Origin of the sequence: Pseudoalteromonas aliena SW19, from assembly GCF_014905615.1 — a bacterium.
GTDB lineage: Bacteria > Pseudomonadota > Gammaproteobacteria > Enterobacterales > Alteromonadaceae > Pseudoalteromonas > Pseudoalteromonas aliena.
In genome coordinates, this window is sequence record NZ_AQGU01000025.1 from 498,985 (window position 1) to 514,899 (window position 15,915).

13 protein-coding genes and 1 tRNA gene are annotated in these 15,915 nt (G+C 38.9%); 3 read left to right on the plus strand and 11 right to left on the minus strand.

From position 1 onward, the window contains the following. Window positions 1-305: 305 nt before the first annotated feature. The 4 genes from PALI_RS07775 to PALI_RS07790 all read right to left on the minus strand — a co-directional run bounded on the left by PALI_RS07775 (window position 306) and on the right by PALI_RS07790 (window position 4,037). Entirely contained in the window at window positions 306-779 is a 474-nt protein-coding gene (locus PALI_RS07775; protein WP_193155483.1) for a YehS family protein, read from the minus strand. Between the two features lie 115 nt (window positions 780-894). After that, window positions 895-2,139, minus strand: coding sequence for a lipoprotein-releasing ABC transporter permease subunit (locus PALI_RS07780; protein WP_193155484.1), 1,245 nt, complete (start codon window positions 2,137-2,139; stop codon window positions 895-897). Next, the gene (lolD, locus tag PALI_RS07785) at window positions 2,129-2,827 is read right to left on the minus strand and encodes a lipoprotein-releasing ABC transporter ATP-binding protein LolD (protein ID WP_077538052.1); all 699 of its coding nucleotides are present in this window, start codon (window positions 2,825-2,827) and stop codon (window positions 2,129-2,131) included. Before lolD ends, PALI_RS07780 begins: the two co-directional genes overlap by 11 nt. Beyond that, a complete protein-coding gene (locus PALI_RS07790) occupies window positions 2,820-4,037 on the minus strand; it encodes a lipoprotein-releasing ABC transporter permease subunit (RefSeq protein ID WP_193155485.1) in 1,218 nt (405 codons plus the stop codon). The genes lolD and PALI_RS07790 overlap by 8 nt, the downstream gene beginning before the upstream one ends. Before the next feature lie 334 nt (window positions 4,038-4,371). On the opposite strand from PALI_RS07790, the gene PALI_RS07795 reads away from it, so the two are divergent. Beyond that, window positions 4,372-6,750 carry a TonB-dependent receptor gene (locus PALI_RS07795; RefSeq protein ID WP_193155486.1) on the plus strand — a complete coding sequence of 793 codons (2,379 nt, stop codon included), beginning with the start codon at window positions 4,372-4,374 and terminating at the stop codon, window positions 6,748-6,750. A 523-nt stretch (window positions 6,751-7,273) separates the two neighbouring features. Here PALI_RS07795 and PALI_RS07800 read toward each other — a convergent pair. From PALI_RS07800 to PALI_RS07830, 7 genes are all read right to left on the minus strand, one after another. Beyond that, on the minus strand, window positions 7,274-7,894 hold the full coding sequence (locus PALI_RS07800; RefSeq protein ID WP_077538055.1) for an FKBP-type peptidyl-prolyl cis-trans isomerase: 621 nt from the start codon (window positions 7,892-7,894) through the stop codon (window positions 7,274-7,276). A gap of 69 nt (window positions 7,895-7,963) precedes the next feature. After that, complete coding sequence (locus tag PALI_RS07805) at window positions 7,964-8,347, minus strand: hypothetical protein (RefSeq protein ID WP_193155487.1); 384 nt, start codon at window positions 8,345-8,347, stop codon at window positions 7,964-7,966. A gap of 51 nt (window positions 8,348-8,398) precedes the next feature. Further along, window positions 8,399-8,489, minus strand: a tRNA-Ser gene (locus PALI_RS07810). A gap of 99 nt (window positions 8,490-8,588) precedes the next feature. Further along, window positions 8,589-8,966: a hypothetical protein gene (locus PALI_RS07815; protein WP_193155488.1), complete on the minus strand. Its 378-nt coding sequence runs from the start codon at window positions 8,964-8,966 to the stop codon at window positions 8,589-8,591. A gap of 202 nt (window positions 8,967-9,168) precedes the next feature. Next, entirely contained in the window at window positions 9,169-9,717 is a 549-nt protein-coding gene (locus PALI_RS07820) for an NAD(P)H nitroreductase (protein WP_077538058.1), read from the minus strand. Between the two features lie 121 nt (window positions 9,718-9,838). Further along, window positions 9,839-10,525: an HvfX family Cu-binding RiPP maturation protein gene (locus tag PALI_RS07825; protein WP_193155489.1), complete on the minus strand. Its 687-nt coding sequence runs from the start codon at window positions 10,523-10,525 to the stop codon at window positions 9,839-9,841. A gap of 114 nt (window positions 10,526-10,639) precedes the next feature. Continuing rightward, window positions 10,640-12,601: an oxidoreductase gene (locus tag PALI_RS07830; protein ID WP_193155490.1), complete on the minus strand. Its 1,962-nt coding sequence runs from the start codon at window positions 12,599-12,601 to the stop codon at window positions 10,640-10,642. Between the two features lie 290 nt (window positions 12,602-12,891). Between PALI_RS07830 and sppA the strand changes: the two genes are divergently transcribed. Together sppA and ansA are read left to right on the plus strand one after the other, a co-directional pair. Next, window positions 12,892-14,757 (plus strand): signal peptide peptidase SppA, encoded by a 1,866-nt coding sequence (gene sppA / locus PALI_RS07835; RefSeq protein WP_193155491.1) that lies wholly within the window; start codon window positions 12,892-12,894, stop codon window positions 14,755-14,757. 81 nt (window positions 14,758-14,838) lie between these two features. Next, entirely contained in the window at window positions 14,839-15,849 is a 1,011-nt protein-coding gene (ansA, locus tag PALI_RS07840) for an asparaginase (RefSeq protein ID WP_138585350.1), read from the plus strand. Window positions 15,850-15,915: the final 66 nt, after the last annotated feature.

The window sequence follows — 15,915 nt, forward strand, 5'->3', positions numbered from 1 at the left end:
CGAACTCTGATTAAGCTATTCTCAGTGCAAATTCAACCCAGCTAGCATTAAAAAACAGCTTCTTCAGATTAATTTGTTATCCAAGACACTGGTTATCTCCTCACTTCATTTTTTAAATCGTTTGGTTAAAGACCACTTTTAAGTAATATAAAACTAAATGCTATAGAAGCTACTTTCATTAAAGTACTTGATGAATTGTGTTGTGCAATGATGAGGATTAAACGGGGTATATAATTAATAGGCTTTGAACTAATGCATTGCGCATACACAAAGCCTATCAACTAAAAACTAACTAGCTAAACGAGTTACTCGCCAGACTCTTCTGGGCGATGTTGTTTTTGCACGCCGGTTAAAAATAAACGTAATATTTGGTCATTACAAACACGGTAATGTTTATTGTCTACTTTACGAGAAAACGCGCTTAGTTCATGTTTACTTAAGTCAAAATCAACCAGTGCAAGCGTTGCTATCACATCTTCTGCTTTCATATTCAAAGCAATACGTAGTTTCATAAAGATAATATTGTTGTTTAGCTTTTTCTCGGGCTCTGGTTGCTCACCTTCGCGTTTGCCACGCTGGGTATTAATAAACCCATTTAAAAAGCTAGCAAACTCAGTATCACTTATTGGGGTAAAAGCCTCTTCACCTTCTTTAGTTAACCATGCAATTACTTGCTCTTTGGTGACCGTATGCTCTGCTGATGCAAAAACATTGACCGTAGCAGTATCAGTTAAGTTAAAAGTGTAGCGAATGCGGCGTAAAATATCGTTATTAGTCAAAGTAAATCCCAAAGTGAGGTATAGCAACCAAGCAGTTATTGCTTAATTTTAAATAAGCGCCTAGTTTAACAGATTTACTATTACCACCCTATTAATTTTTATTTAAGCTGTTAGCTTAGTTACCAAGCACTTTGGCAGGATCGACGCGCGTTGCTTGCCATGCAGGATAAATAGTAGCAAGTATCGCCAGCGCAAACGTAACAATCACTGTAATACCGATGTCTTCAAGTACTAATTTACTCGGTAAAAACTCTATAAAATAAACGCCTTCAAGGGGGTTTTCACCAAATAATTGGCTTATCCAAGTAAATAGCTCACTTATATTAAGCGCTAATACCACCCCAATTAGCGTTCCTAGCGCCACGCCTACAAATGCTTGCATTAAGCCCTGCAATACAAAGGTTGCTAAAATAGTACTGTCTTTAGCACCCATGGTTTTTAAAATAGCGATATTGCCTTGTTTTTCACGCACTTCCATCACTAAAGAGGACACAATATTAAAACTTGCCACAGCAATAATTAAAAATACCACAATATAAACAATAGTACGCACCATTTGAATATCTTGATACAGGCTGCCTTGCGTTCTAAACCAACTAGAAATATACACGTAGTCGTCAATCGTTTGACCCACTTTTAACGCTATTTGATGCGCCGAAAACACATCATCAACACTTAATCGCAGCCCTGTTACTTGGCTTGCGTCGTAGCCTAATGCTTGCTGCGCTTTGCTGAGATGTATAAACGCAGCTGTACTATCAATCGGGCCACCCATTTCGATAACACCGGCAAGCTTAAGTGTTACTCGCTTAGGCGCTAATAATGACTGACCTTTTTGGCTTATTTGCGGAATAAGCAACGTAATGTTATCGCCTACTTTAGCATTTAACTGTTCTATTATTTGCTTCCCCAAAATTACATCATCAAGGCCTAACTGGCTCACTAATTTACCGCTGGTAAACTGGTTAACTGCCGAGACATTGCTTTCTAAAGATGGCTCAACACCGCGAATTTCCACTGCTTTTAGTTGGCTTTTATATTGCGCCATACCGTTTACAGCAATAAATGGTGCAGCCCCTGTTACGTGGGGTTGTGATTGTAAGCTCTCCACCTTTTGCGACCAATTTGCAATAGGCCTACTTGGCGCTACATATTCAACTTGTGGCACAACACTCAATAACCTGTGCACTAATTGCTGTTCAAAGCCATTTATTACCGACAACGCCACAATTAAAACCGCAACCCCCAATAAAATACCAATAGTCGACGCTTTAGCGATAAAACTAACAAAGCCGTTTTTTTCGTCCTTGTGACCTGAATAAGCTCTAAAACGTTTACTTAAAAATGCACTAAGCAACATGCTGCGACTCTTTAATAGCTAGTTTTCCATCGTCTAAATAAGCAATTTTACCTAGCTTATCGGCAAGTTCTAAATCATGTGTGACCACTACAAAACTGGTGTTTAAACTTTTGTTGAGTTCATTTATTAAATCGTAAATTTTAATCGCATTTTGTTTATCTAAATTACCGGTTGGCTCATCGGCAAGCACAAGCGCTGGCTTAGTAACCAGTGCACGTGCAATCGCTACTCGTTGGCGCTCCCCGCCTGAAAGCGCAGAAGGTTTATGCGAGCTGCGATGTGCAAGGCCTACTTTTTCTAGCATTTCCAGCGCTTGAGCTTTAGCCTCTTTTGCACTTAGCCCTTTAATTAATAGTGGCATTGCTACATTTTCAACCGCGCTAAATTCCATTAATAAATGATGAAATTGATAGATAAAACCCAAGTTTTGATTTCTAAATGCGGCCTGCTCAGTGCGTGAAAGCTTTGCAACTTCTTGATTTTTAATTTTAGCGACACCTGAACTTGCAGTATCTAAAGTGCCGAGTATATGTAAAAGCGTACTTTTACCTGAGCCAGAACTACCCACAATGGCGAGCATTTCACCTTGCTGGAGCGCTAAGTCAACGCCTTTTAATACTTCAACTTGATTGTTGCCGTCTTGATAAACTTTACTTAAATTTTCACAACTAATGACTAAATCATTCATAACGTAATACCTCTGCTGGTTTTACTTTCGCGGCTTTGCGCGCAGGATATAAGGTAGCTAAAAAGCTCATAGCAATACTGGCAGACGCTATTATCACTAAACTCAAAATATCAAATTTTACCGGTAGCTCAATACCCGCAAGTAAGTTCAAGCCCACCAATGCAAGTAACTCATTTATATATAAACTCAATATAACACCTAAAAACGCGCCTATTGCGGTACCAATTACGCCGTTATATAAGCCTTGTACCATAAACACTTTTTGTACTTGTGAAGGCGTTAACCCTAACGTTTGTAGTATGGCTACCTCACCTTGTTTTTCGCTTACCATCATGGTCAGTGCCGATACAATATTAAACACAGCGACCAATACAATGAGGGCAAGCAACATCGACATAATCCGTTTCTCCATAGCAACGGCTGCAAATAAAGTCCCCTGACTACTGCGCCAATCACTGTAATTGTGACCTTTAAAAACACCTTGGCTTGATTCAATAAATTCATTTAGTGCAAACGGTTCATGTAACGATACACTTAAATTAGGGGCCGTATTTTTATCCAGCTTTAGTATCCGTTGTAGTGAAGGCCCACTGGTAAACGCAAGCGCCATATCTATTTCAGAGCCGGTTTCGTATATCGCAGCCACTTTAAATAAACGTTGGCTTGGCATTCTCCCAAGGGGTGTATAGGTTGAGGCATTTGGCATAATGACGCGAAGTTTATCACCTACACCGACGCCTAACTTGCGGCTTAAATAACGACTTATAGCAATACTGTAGTTTTTGGTTAATACGATTTTCCAATCACCTTGCACTATTTTATCGGCAATTTTATACAAAGAGCCGTTATCATCGTAAAGGCCTTGCAGTAAAACGCCGTGTAAATCTTTATTGGTTTGTAAAATAGCTTCGCCGTGGCGGTATAGGCTTACATGATCAACATAGGGTGATTGTTCTAGGTCTGCTTTGAGGGTATCCATTTGCGAGTTTGTGTGCGCATCTGATTGCACCTCAACGTGTGGTATAAGGCCAAGCATGTTAGTTTTTAAGCTATTTTCAAACCCATTCATTACGCTACTAACGGTAAATAAGGCGATTAAACCAATCGCAATACCGGCAATAGAAAAAAACGAAATAAACGATATAAACGCATTTCCTTTTGAGGAGCGGCTATATCTAAGCCCTATAAATAAGCTAACCGGTTGAAACATATTATTTTAAACACTTATCCGAAAAGTATTAAATAATAGTAGCACGAAAAAAGTCCTTTTGGGTATGCCGTAAAATGTAAGAAATAATTTAAAAATCTGATACTTGGCTAAATTTCAAGCACTGCAAATTGAATTTATCTGTAAAGGTTAATTAGGCTTAAATCGATTACTTTAGAGGAGGCAAAAGCTTTCTGGGAATGTACAAAGCTCCATTTCATCTTTATTTTTCGAAGATTGATCGCAAAAAACAAAAGTTATACTATAACATCATTGATCCAATGCCGCTGGATTGTTATAGTATATCACAACATAATAACCGCGAACTTTTATATTCATGACTAAGCTAACACTAATCTCATCAGCTCTTCTTTCTGTTTTATGTTCTCACTCGGCGCTGGCCGCGACTGTAAATGGCAAAGTAATCGATGATAAAAATCAACCAATTAAAAATGCGACTATTCATATACATGGTAAAACGCAAAGCGTAAAAAGCAATGAACTTGGTGAATTTACTATTGAAGTCGATACAGCAAGCCAATTACACATTAGTAAAAACAATTATATTGACTCTCGTATTGCTGTAACTGATTCATCAAATAACCTAAGCGTATCACTAAAACCAACATCCGTAGAAACAGTGGTGGTGTATGCTTCTGCGCTTCATAAGAATAGTTTAGAGATGATTTCCCCCGTCAGTGTTTTATCTGGTGATGAATTAAGAAATAAATCTAAACCCACCCTTGGTGAAACGCTAAAAGGCTTACCTGGCGTTAATGCGAGCTATTTTGGTCCCGTTTCTTCAAGCCCTATTATCCGAGGTTTAGATGGCCCTCGCGTTAAAATTACTCAAAACGGATTAGATAGCAGTGATGCATCGCGAATTGGCCCTGATCACGCGACATCAAGCGATAGCTTAGCGGCAGAGCAAATTGAAGTGCTACGAGGCCCAAGCACGCTACTTTATGGCTCTGGTGCAATTGGTGGCGTTGTCAATGTAGTTGACAACCGTATTCCTACCAGCAGCATGGATACCTTAACGGGGGCTGCTGAGTACAGCCACGACACAGTCTCAAATTCAAATACGGTAGCTGCAAAACTTGAAACCGGTAATGAAGGATTTAACTTTCATTTTGATGGCACTAAACGTAGCGGCGATGATTATCAAACACCTACATTTACCATTGCTGATGATGACGATGTTGAAATTGAAAACTCAGTAGAAAATACCTTTATTGATAGCGAAACACTCAACTTTGGCAGCAGCTATGTTGGAGAGCATTTAACGGTTGGTTTTTCTTACGGTAGTATTAATACTGATTACGGAATTCCTGGACATGAGCATCATCACGAACATGACCACGAAGGTGAAACCGAAGAAGAGCACGCAGAGCATGACGATGAAGCTGCTGAAGCACCAGTCTATGCGCATTTAGAGCAAGATCGCTGGCAAGGCCTTGTAAGCTACGCGCTACATAATAATTGGATCGAAACAATTAACCTGCGTGTAGGTTACACTGATTATTTCCATCAAGAGATTGAAGACGGTGCAGTTGGCACAACATTTACCAATCAAACAACAGAAGCGCGTCTAAATGTAGAACATAAATTTGCTGATTGGCACGGTATGATTGGCTATCACTATAGTGATTCAGACTATAATGCAATTGGTGAAGAAGCCTTTACACCCGCGAGCGTAACCACAACAAACGCGTTGTATTTACTAGAAGAACGTGAATTTGGTGATGTAACAGTTGAGCTTGGCGCACGAGTTGAAGATTATAAAATAGAAAGCCAAATTTCAGAGGCCGAACACGGTCATGATCACGACGAAATTGAAGAAGACCACGATGATGAAGAAACAATCGGTTACAGCAAAAGCTTTACTAATTTAAGTGTCTCTGCTGGTGCTATTTGGCAGTACAAACCTGGCCACAGTATTGCAACCAGTATTTCTCATTCAGAGCGTGCGCCACTCTCTGCAGAGCTATTGTCAAACGGCTTGCACATTGCAACCGGCACTTACGAGCTAGGTCTTGGTTACAACATTGAAGGTAATGAAGCGCATTTTGAGCCTGAAAATATTAAACAAGAAACATCAACAAACCTAGATTTAAGTCTTAGACGTTTTAGTGGAGACTTTGGTTATACCGTTAATTTTTTCTATAACGATATCAAAAACTTTTATTTTCAAGAGAATACCGGTTTAGTTTTCGATGAAGAAGACGGTTTAGAATCTGCTATCGGCGCTCATCACGATGCTGTTGCGGTATATCAGTTTAATAGTAAAGACGCTGAGCTTTACGGAATTGAATTTGACGCGCATTATCAAGTAACGTCGAACGCAATGGTTAAAGTATTCGGTGACTCAACGCGTGTAAAGTTAAAAGACAACGCGGGGAATTTACCCCGTATTCCAGCTAATAAATTAGGCTCTGAGTTACAGTATGATTTAGGTGACTTACAATTAACACTAACAGGTACTCATTACTTTGATCAAAACGATGTAGCGGCGTTTGAAACACAAACAGATGGTTATACATTATTCGATGCACAGGCTAACTACCAATTAGGTTTAGGCGCTGTAGATGCACAACTTTACATCAATGTGGATAATATTACCGACGAGCTAGGCTTTGTACACAGTTCATTTATCAAAGATAAAGCCCCACTACCTGGTAGAAACTTCCGTTTTGGTATTCGTGGTTATTTTTAATAACTAACCTGATCTCTGGTTAAGAGATTTACTAACGTATTGAATCATGGTGATATTTAAATTTATTTTCTCTAGCCAGAGATTTTCAGTGGAAACAAGGCGAATTTACGCGTCAATAGCTGGCCTATTGCAAGTAAATTCAACGCAGTTAGCGCTGAAAATAGCTGCTCGAGATAGATTTATACCAATCTGCTTATATATGGGGTCTATTTAACGTTAAGAAAATTACGCTAGAACTAGGCAAAAGTTTTTATATCTAGTTGTTCTAAATAAAAAATTTTTAACGACGTTATAGTGCAATTTAATTCGTTAAATTGATCAAAGGTTTATGCAGGTTGGTATTATTATCCAGATTTCAGGTTAACTAACAAATAGCTCTTTAGTTTATATATTTAAAAACCGCATTTTATTAATGCGGTTTTTTATTTTTAGCATCCATAAAGTTCTTAAATTACAGACACAAAAAAGCCGTATTCAAATTGAATACGGCTTTTTAAACTCTTAAGTTTAAAATCTATTTAAATTAAGAAATGATTTCGTGTAGTTCAACGTCAAATACAAGCGTTGAGAAAGGTGCAATTGCAGCACCCGCGCCACGTTCACCATAAGCAAGCTCATGAGGAACGTAGATACGCCATTTAGTTCCTACTGGCATCATTTGTAATGCTTCAGTCCAACCTTTGATCACGCCACCAACTGGGAATTCAGCTGGTTGGCCGCGCTCGTATGAGCTATCAAAAACAGTACCGTTAATTAATGTACCGTGGTAATCAACACGAACTGTAGATTCAGCAGTTGGCTTTTCGCCTTCACCCGTTGCTAGTACTTCGTATTGAAGACCAGACTCTGTAACTGTGATCTCAGGGCGTTTAGCATTTTCTTCTAAGAAAGAAACACCTTCAGCAGAAAGTACTTTAGATTCTTCTTCACGACGAGCTTGGATCTCTTCGTTAATTTTTTCGAATGCAGCTTGGATCTCAGGGATCTCAACTTGAAAAGCGCTACCTGCGTACGCATCTTTCATGCCTTCAAACACTGAATTTAGGTTTAAGCCTTCAAAAGGATTAGACTTAAGTTGCTCACCCATTTGTAAGCCAATACCGTAACTTGCTTTTTCAGCATCTGTAGTAAAATTATCTGACATAATGTGTTTTTCACGTTTTGTTAGTTAAAAGACGCAGCTATGCTATCACAAAATAAACCGTTTTTGGGTCTAGTTTTTGCTGAGTTTTACCTTTAATAGGCCAACAATATAACTACTCACCACTAAACTGAATAAAATTCCAGCAAGCAAGGGCAAGGTAAGCAACCCTACTTTGCCAGACAACAAAAATGGCACAACTATAAGCCCTACAAAACCAATAAATATCGAAGCAATAGTGGGCCAATGTTTATCGTATTTTGTGATTAAATGAGCAGTTAAAAGATTGAAACCAACACCATAAATTAATGCAGTAATAAGGGGGTATTCTGGTTGTGCATCGGCTGCCATTTTAACTAGCAAAGTAATTGCACTGTGGTAGCAATAACTAAACACGGTCCATAATAAAATATGTTTAATTAATCGCAGTGGGATTGATTGAATAGATTTTGTCATTTTTAACTTCCACATAGCAAAAAACCGCCAATAAGGCGGTTTTTTAAATAATGGTGGAGAGATAGGGATTTGAACCCTAGATGGGCTATAAACCCATGCCGGTTTTCAAGACCGGTGCATTCGACCACTCTGCCATCTCTCCGTACGGCGCGGATAATAGGGGTAAATGCGTAATTTGTAAAGGCTTAATATATAAAAAATTAAAAAATAACTCAATTACTAAAATAACCACTACCTAAGGCTAATAATACTGCTTTGGTTTTCGTGCAATCCACGAACAAATTAAGCATATTAATAAACTAAGCGTAAAAAGAGTAATACTTTGAAAAATCAAGTCAAAATGATTTAATTCTCCACTTGGTACTACAACGAGCATAACCGCAGGTAAAGCACTTAATAACAAGACATAACAGCAGATTTTAAATGCACGAGCAAAACCGAACCGTTTTGATTGCTGCATCCACCATGTTAATACTGCAAGCACACCTATGGCAGAGCATGCGATGAATAGCGCTGCATTCGTGCTCATGCCTATATATAGGGTTAAAAATGCCCCTAAAATCCCCCAGATTGACCACGCTAACCAATTTTCTTTTTCTTGTAAAAATAGATTTCCCATAATATAAGTCTTCTTTATTGTTATTTTTGTTGAGACTTTCCATACACTATCAAAAAACAACCGATTAAAAAACAAACTGAAGAAGAAATATTACCATTATTGCATCCGAGCGCTTCTCACAGCCTCACCATTCATTGCTTAATTGTGTAATGTTAAGCGTAAAAAATTGTGACTATGAAAGGTGCATAAAGTTCATACTATTTTACAGATAGCTAAAATAAGTTTCTGGTTTATGGCGAGGTGACTTTTTACAGTTAACTACAGGTGTACCTAAATATAAATAACCAACAATTTCATCATGCTCGCACAAATTAAGCGCCGCTTTTACAGCTGGGCTTTGTGCAAAATAACCGGTACGCCAAACGCCCCCCAAGCCTTGTGCAAATGCGGCTTGTTGCATGGCTAATACACTACATCCTGCACTCTGTACTTGCTCTATACGCGGTACTTTTAGATGATCTTGATATTTTGCAATTGCGATAATAATCATAGGCGCGCGCAGTGGTAATTCCTTAGCACGATTAATCGCTTTTTCTGCTTGTTGCTCAGTCACTGCGCTTTGATGATAGATTTCACCTAATGTATGGCGCGCATCACCTTGTACAATAATAAACTGCCACGGCGCTAAACACCCATGATCCGGAACTCGTAATGCAGCTTGTTGGATAATGGCTAGCTGCTCACTATTTGGCGCAGGCTCAGTTAATTTTGGATCAGACTGGCGGGTAAGTAAAAGCTCAATTGCGTTCATCACGTTTCCTCAAAAATAAAACGCTAGAGTAACATTTAAAACCTGAAAAAATAAATATCGATAGCAAAACGGCCACATAAAATAAATTTATGTGACCGTTAATAATCATATATTTAGTGCGTCATTGTTTTACAACACTTCGCTTTAGCCAATAATCAATACTGACAAAACGTCCCCCACCCATAAAAAACAAGCTCAATAGCATAGCAAAGTAGATAGCTGAAAATTCAATACCATTATTTAAAATTGAGGGCTTTCCTTTTTCATATAAATAATCAGCAGAACCATGCTCTTCGACTAAATTACGAATAATGCCAATTCTATCGCGTACTTCTAGCGAGTTTTCGAGGCTTTCTTTAGCACCTGGAATAGACAACCAATCAAGTACTTGTGCCGCGCTGGTATCGGGGTTTGTAGGCGCTATTGCAAACCAGCCATTATGCCAATGCACAGATGTAGCAGCAACCACCATTGTAAACATCAGCGGAATACTCACTAAGCGGGTTAGCAAACCAAACAATAAAAACCAGCCACCTAGAAACTCACTCCACCCCGCTAAAAAAGCAAGTAAATCGGGAAAAGGTAATCCTAACCCCCATTCAGTATTGCCAAACCATTGAACAACGTCGGGAGAAGCTAAAAAGTTATCGAGGAAGCTTGTGGTTTCAGCGCTTATGGCAAGTTTATTGTAGCCTGCGATAATCATCACAGGCGCTAAAATCAAGCGAAAAAGTAAAGCAGGAAAACCATCTAAAAATGATAATTTAGCCTGTATTATATCGTAAATACTTATTATTTTGTTTCTCATGCGTGTCCCGTTTGTTCATTGTTTACTAAGTTATAGACTATAAACAACCAAGACCGCACTAAAACAAAAAGTATTTCATACCAAGCTAGTCACGTTAGATAACCTAAAATCTGGTTAAATACTTCGCGCAATTTGTAGGGCTTCAAATATCGCGCGTTTAGCATCAATCGCTGAAGCAAGTTTAGCCCCGCCAATGACATGCACTTTTGCATTATCAGCATAGTCTTTAAGCACTTCATTATTTGATACCTGTCCAATACAGGCAATAACAGTATCAACTGGTAGTATCTGTGTTTCACCGGCGACGGTAATAGACAGCCCTTTTTCATCAAAACTATTATATTGGCAATCAGCAATTTGCTTAACGCCATGCTGTTTTGCTACTTGACGGTGTATCCAACCCGTTGTCTTACCAAGCTCACTACCAAAGCGCCCTGCACTTCGTTTTAACATATACAATTGGCGTTCATCTTTATGTGGCTGCGGCTGACATTCAATACCCCATTGCGTTTTAAAATCAGCGATACTTTGCGATTTGTGTTCACTTAAAAAGGCAACCATATCAAAACCTATGCCACCGGCACCTAAAATGGCAATTGATTTACCTAACTCAACCTCACCGCGAATAACTTCATCATAAGCAAAAACGCGTTTACCATCATCGCACTTAATAGTTGCTTCTCGTGGTCTTACCCCGGTTGCAAAAACAACATCGTCGTAGTTTTCAAGCATGCTATCGTTATAGGCTTTTCCTAATTCGACCGCTACGTTTAAGCGTTCCAACTCATTCGTGTAATAAGCTAATGTGTGGTTAAAGTCTTCTTTACCTGGTATTTGCATCGCTAAATTAAACTGACCGCCCATTTGCATTTTTTGGTCAATTAACGTTACTTTGTGACCTTTTTGGGCCAAATAACAGCTTGCTGATAAACCCGCTGGGCCTGCGCCAACAACAAGCACATTTTTGACTTCAGCAGCTTGCTCTAATGGGTAATCGAGCTCAAACGCAGCTTGAGGATTAACTAAACAGGTAGCACGCTTATTTTTAAATACATGATCTAAACAACCTTGGTTACAGCCAATACAAATATTAATTTGCTTAGATTGCTCGTTCGCGTATTTATTAAAAAACTCAGGATCGGCAAGTAACGGTCGGGCCATTGAAATTAAATCGGCTTCGCCTGCATTTAAAATATCGTTAGCAATCTCTGGCGTATTAATTCTGTTAACAGCAATTACAGGAACACTCACCACGTCTTTTAAACGTTTTGATGCTTCTTTAAATGCACCTGGCGGAACCATACTCGCAATCGTAGGCACACGAGCTTCATGCCAACCAATACCGGTATTAAAAATATCAACGCCTGCTTTTTCAAGCTCAGTTGCTTGAGTAATGACTTCCTCAGGTGTTGAGCCGTTTGGAATTAAATCAATAACCGACAACCTAAAAATAATTAAAAATTGTTCAGATACTTTTGCCCTAACCGCTTTTACTATGTCCAATGCTAAACGCATTCTATTTTCTAAACTGCCACCAAACTCATCTGTACGCTTATTCGTATGCGGCGCCATAAATTCGTTAATTAAATAACCTTCAGAGCCCATTACTTCAACGCCATCGTATCCTGCCTTTTCAGCCATATAAGCAGAGTGCGCAAAGTCTTTAATTGTTTTTTTAATAGACCCTAATGACATCGCTTTTGGTTTATAAGGGTTAATAGGTGCTTTTATAGCACTAGGGGCTTGATTAAATGGATGATACGCATAACGCCCAGCGTGGAGTAATTGCAAACAAATTTTTCCGCCGTGTTTATGCACTGCATCGGTGTACGCGCGGTGCTTAAATACATCATAATAACTATTAAATGATGACGAAATAGGCGTTAACTTGCCGCGTAAATTAGGGCTATATCCACCTGTAATTAACATTGCGGTGCCGCCCTTGGCGCGTGCTTCATAAAATGCGCGTAAGCGTTTTCGGTTATGCCAACCTTCTTCAAGGCCTGTATGCATTGAGCCCATTACTAAGCGGTTACGTAATTGCGTGTGTTTTAATTGTAATTGTTGTTCTAACATCTTGTGCCCCGTTAACTGGTCTAACCTGTATACATTAGTTAATTCTGCTTTAATCGCAAGTAATATGCAATATATGACTGTATTTAATTATTAATCTCGTAATAGTATTAAATAATCATTGATACGCATTAATTTAGTTTAAAAAATAATATTAAAACAAAAAAAAAGCTGCCATTACGCGCACTTGAACATATTCATAAACACTTCGTTACGATTTAGCAGTTAAACTTATTTTTATTCTGAGATAAGATGGAGTAAATGTATCAGCTGTACCAACTTAAGGAGCTATTTTGATAGCAAAAATATTTAAAGGTATTTGGACTGGGATCAATTTTTCTCGTCGATTAGTACTTAATATTCTGTTTTTATTACTTGTAATTGTTTTTATTGCGGGTATTACTAGTGATGAAGATAAAATAACTGTTGAAGATGGCTCTGTACTTAGACTCAACCTTAACGGCCCTATTGTTGAAGAAAAAACTTATGTCGATCCAATTGAAGCCGCTATTAGTGATGCAACATCAGGCTCTGAAGTGCCGAGCGAGATTTTACTAGACGACATAGTAAAAGTAATTAATGAAGCCGCTAAGGACGAACGTATTACGGTATTACTCCTTGATTTACAAGAAATGCCTAAAGCGCACTTAAATAAGCTTAAACAAATTACAAATGCTATTGACCGCTTTAAAGAAACAGGCAAAAAAGTTATTGCGTCAGGTTATTACTACACACAAGCGCAATACTACATTGCGTCACATGCCAACGAAGTTACCATGCATCCATACGGAAGCGTAGCCATTGAAGGTTTCGCCATGTATCCACTTTACTTTAAAGATGCACTTGAAAAGTTAGAAGTAACACAGCATATTTTTCGTGTCGGTACGTTTAAGTCAGCCGTTGAACCATTTATTCGCAATGATATGTCTGATGCTGCAAAACAAGCTAATCGTGTTTGGTTAGGGGCACTTTGGAATGAATACAAACAAGATGTTGCTGCAGCTCGCCCATTTGATGAGTCAAATTTTGATGAAAAAATGGATGTATATCTCGCTAAAATGCAAGCAGCAAACGGCGATGCAGGAAAATATGCAATTGATCATCAGTGGGTTGATTCATTAAAAACAACTCAACAGGTCCGCAAGCAGCTTATTGATTTAGTTGGTGAAGACGAAGATGGTAAAACATTTAAGCAAGTATCATTTCGTGACTATTTAAGCTTAGTTAAACCACCTATGGTATTTGATAACCCAATTACTGAAAAAGTAGCCATTGTTGTAGCGAGAGGTACCATTGTTGACGGTGAACGCCGAGCTGGCGAAATTGGTGGCGACTCTACTGCTGCCCTTCTTCGTAAGGCACGCCTTGATGATAAAGTGAAAGCGGTTGTGCTTCGCATCGACTCTGGTGGTGGTAGCATGTTTGCCTCAGAAGTAATTAGAGCTGAAGTACTTGCACTTAAAGCAGCGGGTAAACCCGTTATTGCTTCTATGAGCTCTGTTGCTGCATCAGGTGGTTATTGGATTGCCTCAGCCGCAAACGAAATCTGGGCAGCGCCGAGTACGATTACGGGCTCAATTGGTGTATTTGGTACGTTTATGACATTTGAAAAAACCCTTTCTAAAATTGGTGTTTATTCGGATGGTGTAGCAACAACCGAAATGGCTGGCTTTTCTATCACCCGCCCTCTTAACGAAAAAATGGGCCAAGTAATTCAAATGAGCGTTGAAGAAGCGTACGGTCGCTTTTTAAATGTTGTGGCTGATGCACGTAATATGACCCCAGAGCAAGTTGATAAAATTGCACAAGGCCGTGTATGGATCGCATCTCAAGCACTCGAATTAGGTTTAATAGATAAGCTGGGTGATAAACAAGATGCAATTAACGCCGCTGCAGCACTGGCAAAATTAAATCACTTTGAAGTTAAAACGATAAAACAAGACTTAAGCCCGCAACAACAAATGATGCAAGATGTTTTTGGCAATGCATCGGTTAAGTCAATGCTAGGGCTACAAACACAAAAGACATCTGTATTAGCCACACAAGCTAACCTACAAAGTGTTATAAGTCAGCTAAGCTCAAAAGTAGAAAACCTTAAAGATTACAACGATCCGCAAGGCGTATACGCACGCTGCTTAGTATGTACTATTGCACAATAAAAATGCATCCCAGCCGTTAGCTGCTGTATTTAAAGTAGCTTAAGGTTATAATAAGCCCAGTTTTTTTACTGGGCTTTTTTTATGAAACGCAAACGCATTTATATCGCTTACACTGGCGGTACTATAGGAATGAAAAAATCGAGCCGTGGATATATCCCTGCCGAAGGCTTTTTAACCGAAACAGTCGTTAATAATGCTGAATTTAATCGTGATGAAATGCCTTTATTCGATATTCACGAGTATTGCCCTCTTATCGACTCATCAGATATGTCGCCCGCTCATTGGCAACTCATTGCTGATGACATCAAAAGTAAATATCAAGAATACGATGGTTTTGTTGTTCTTCATGGTACCGATACGATGGCGTATACCGCTTCTGCACTTTCGTTCATGTTCGAAAACTTGACTAAGCCAGTTATTGTTACTGGTTCGCAAATTCCGCTTTCACAATTGCGCTCAGACGGGCAAGTTAACTTACTCAATGCAATGTATTTAGCCGCAAATTACCCAATAGCAGAAGTTAGCTTATTTTTTAATAATCAGTTATTTAGAGGGAATAGAGCAACTAAAGCACATGCAGATGGTTTTAATGCTTTTGCCTCACCTAACCTTGAACCTTTAGCCCTCTCTGGTATTAGTATTCAACTCATTAAAGGTCAACTTAGTCCTTACGTTGAAAACGAGCTGCAAGTTACGCCCATTACCCCTCAACCTATTGGTGTGCTCTACTTATATCCAGGTATTAGCAGAGACGTAGTTAAAAGCTTAGTCAATGATAATATTAAAGCATTAGTTTTACTTAGCTTTGGTGTGGGCAATGCACCTCAGGATCCTGAGTTTTTATCCGTCTTAAGTGAAGCAAGTAAACGCGGTATGGTTATTGTTAATTTAACACAATGCTTAAAAGGTCATGTAAACATGGGCGGTTATGCCACAGGTAATGCCCTATTAAATATTGGTGTTATTAGTGGATACGATATGACACTAGAAGCATGCTTGACTAAGTTGCATTACTTGTTTAGTCAAAAACTAGAAATTGAGACTATTCGCCATTTAATGCAAGACGACCTGCGCGGCGAATTAAGCCGATAACACCATACTAAAACAAAAAGGCACGCTATATAAGCGTGCCTTTTTATTTTTAAAGCAACTAGTTAA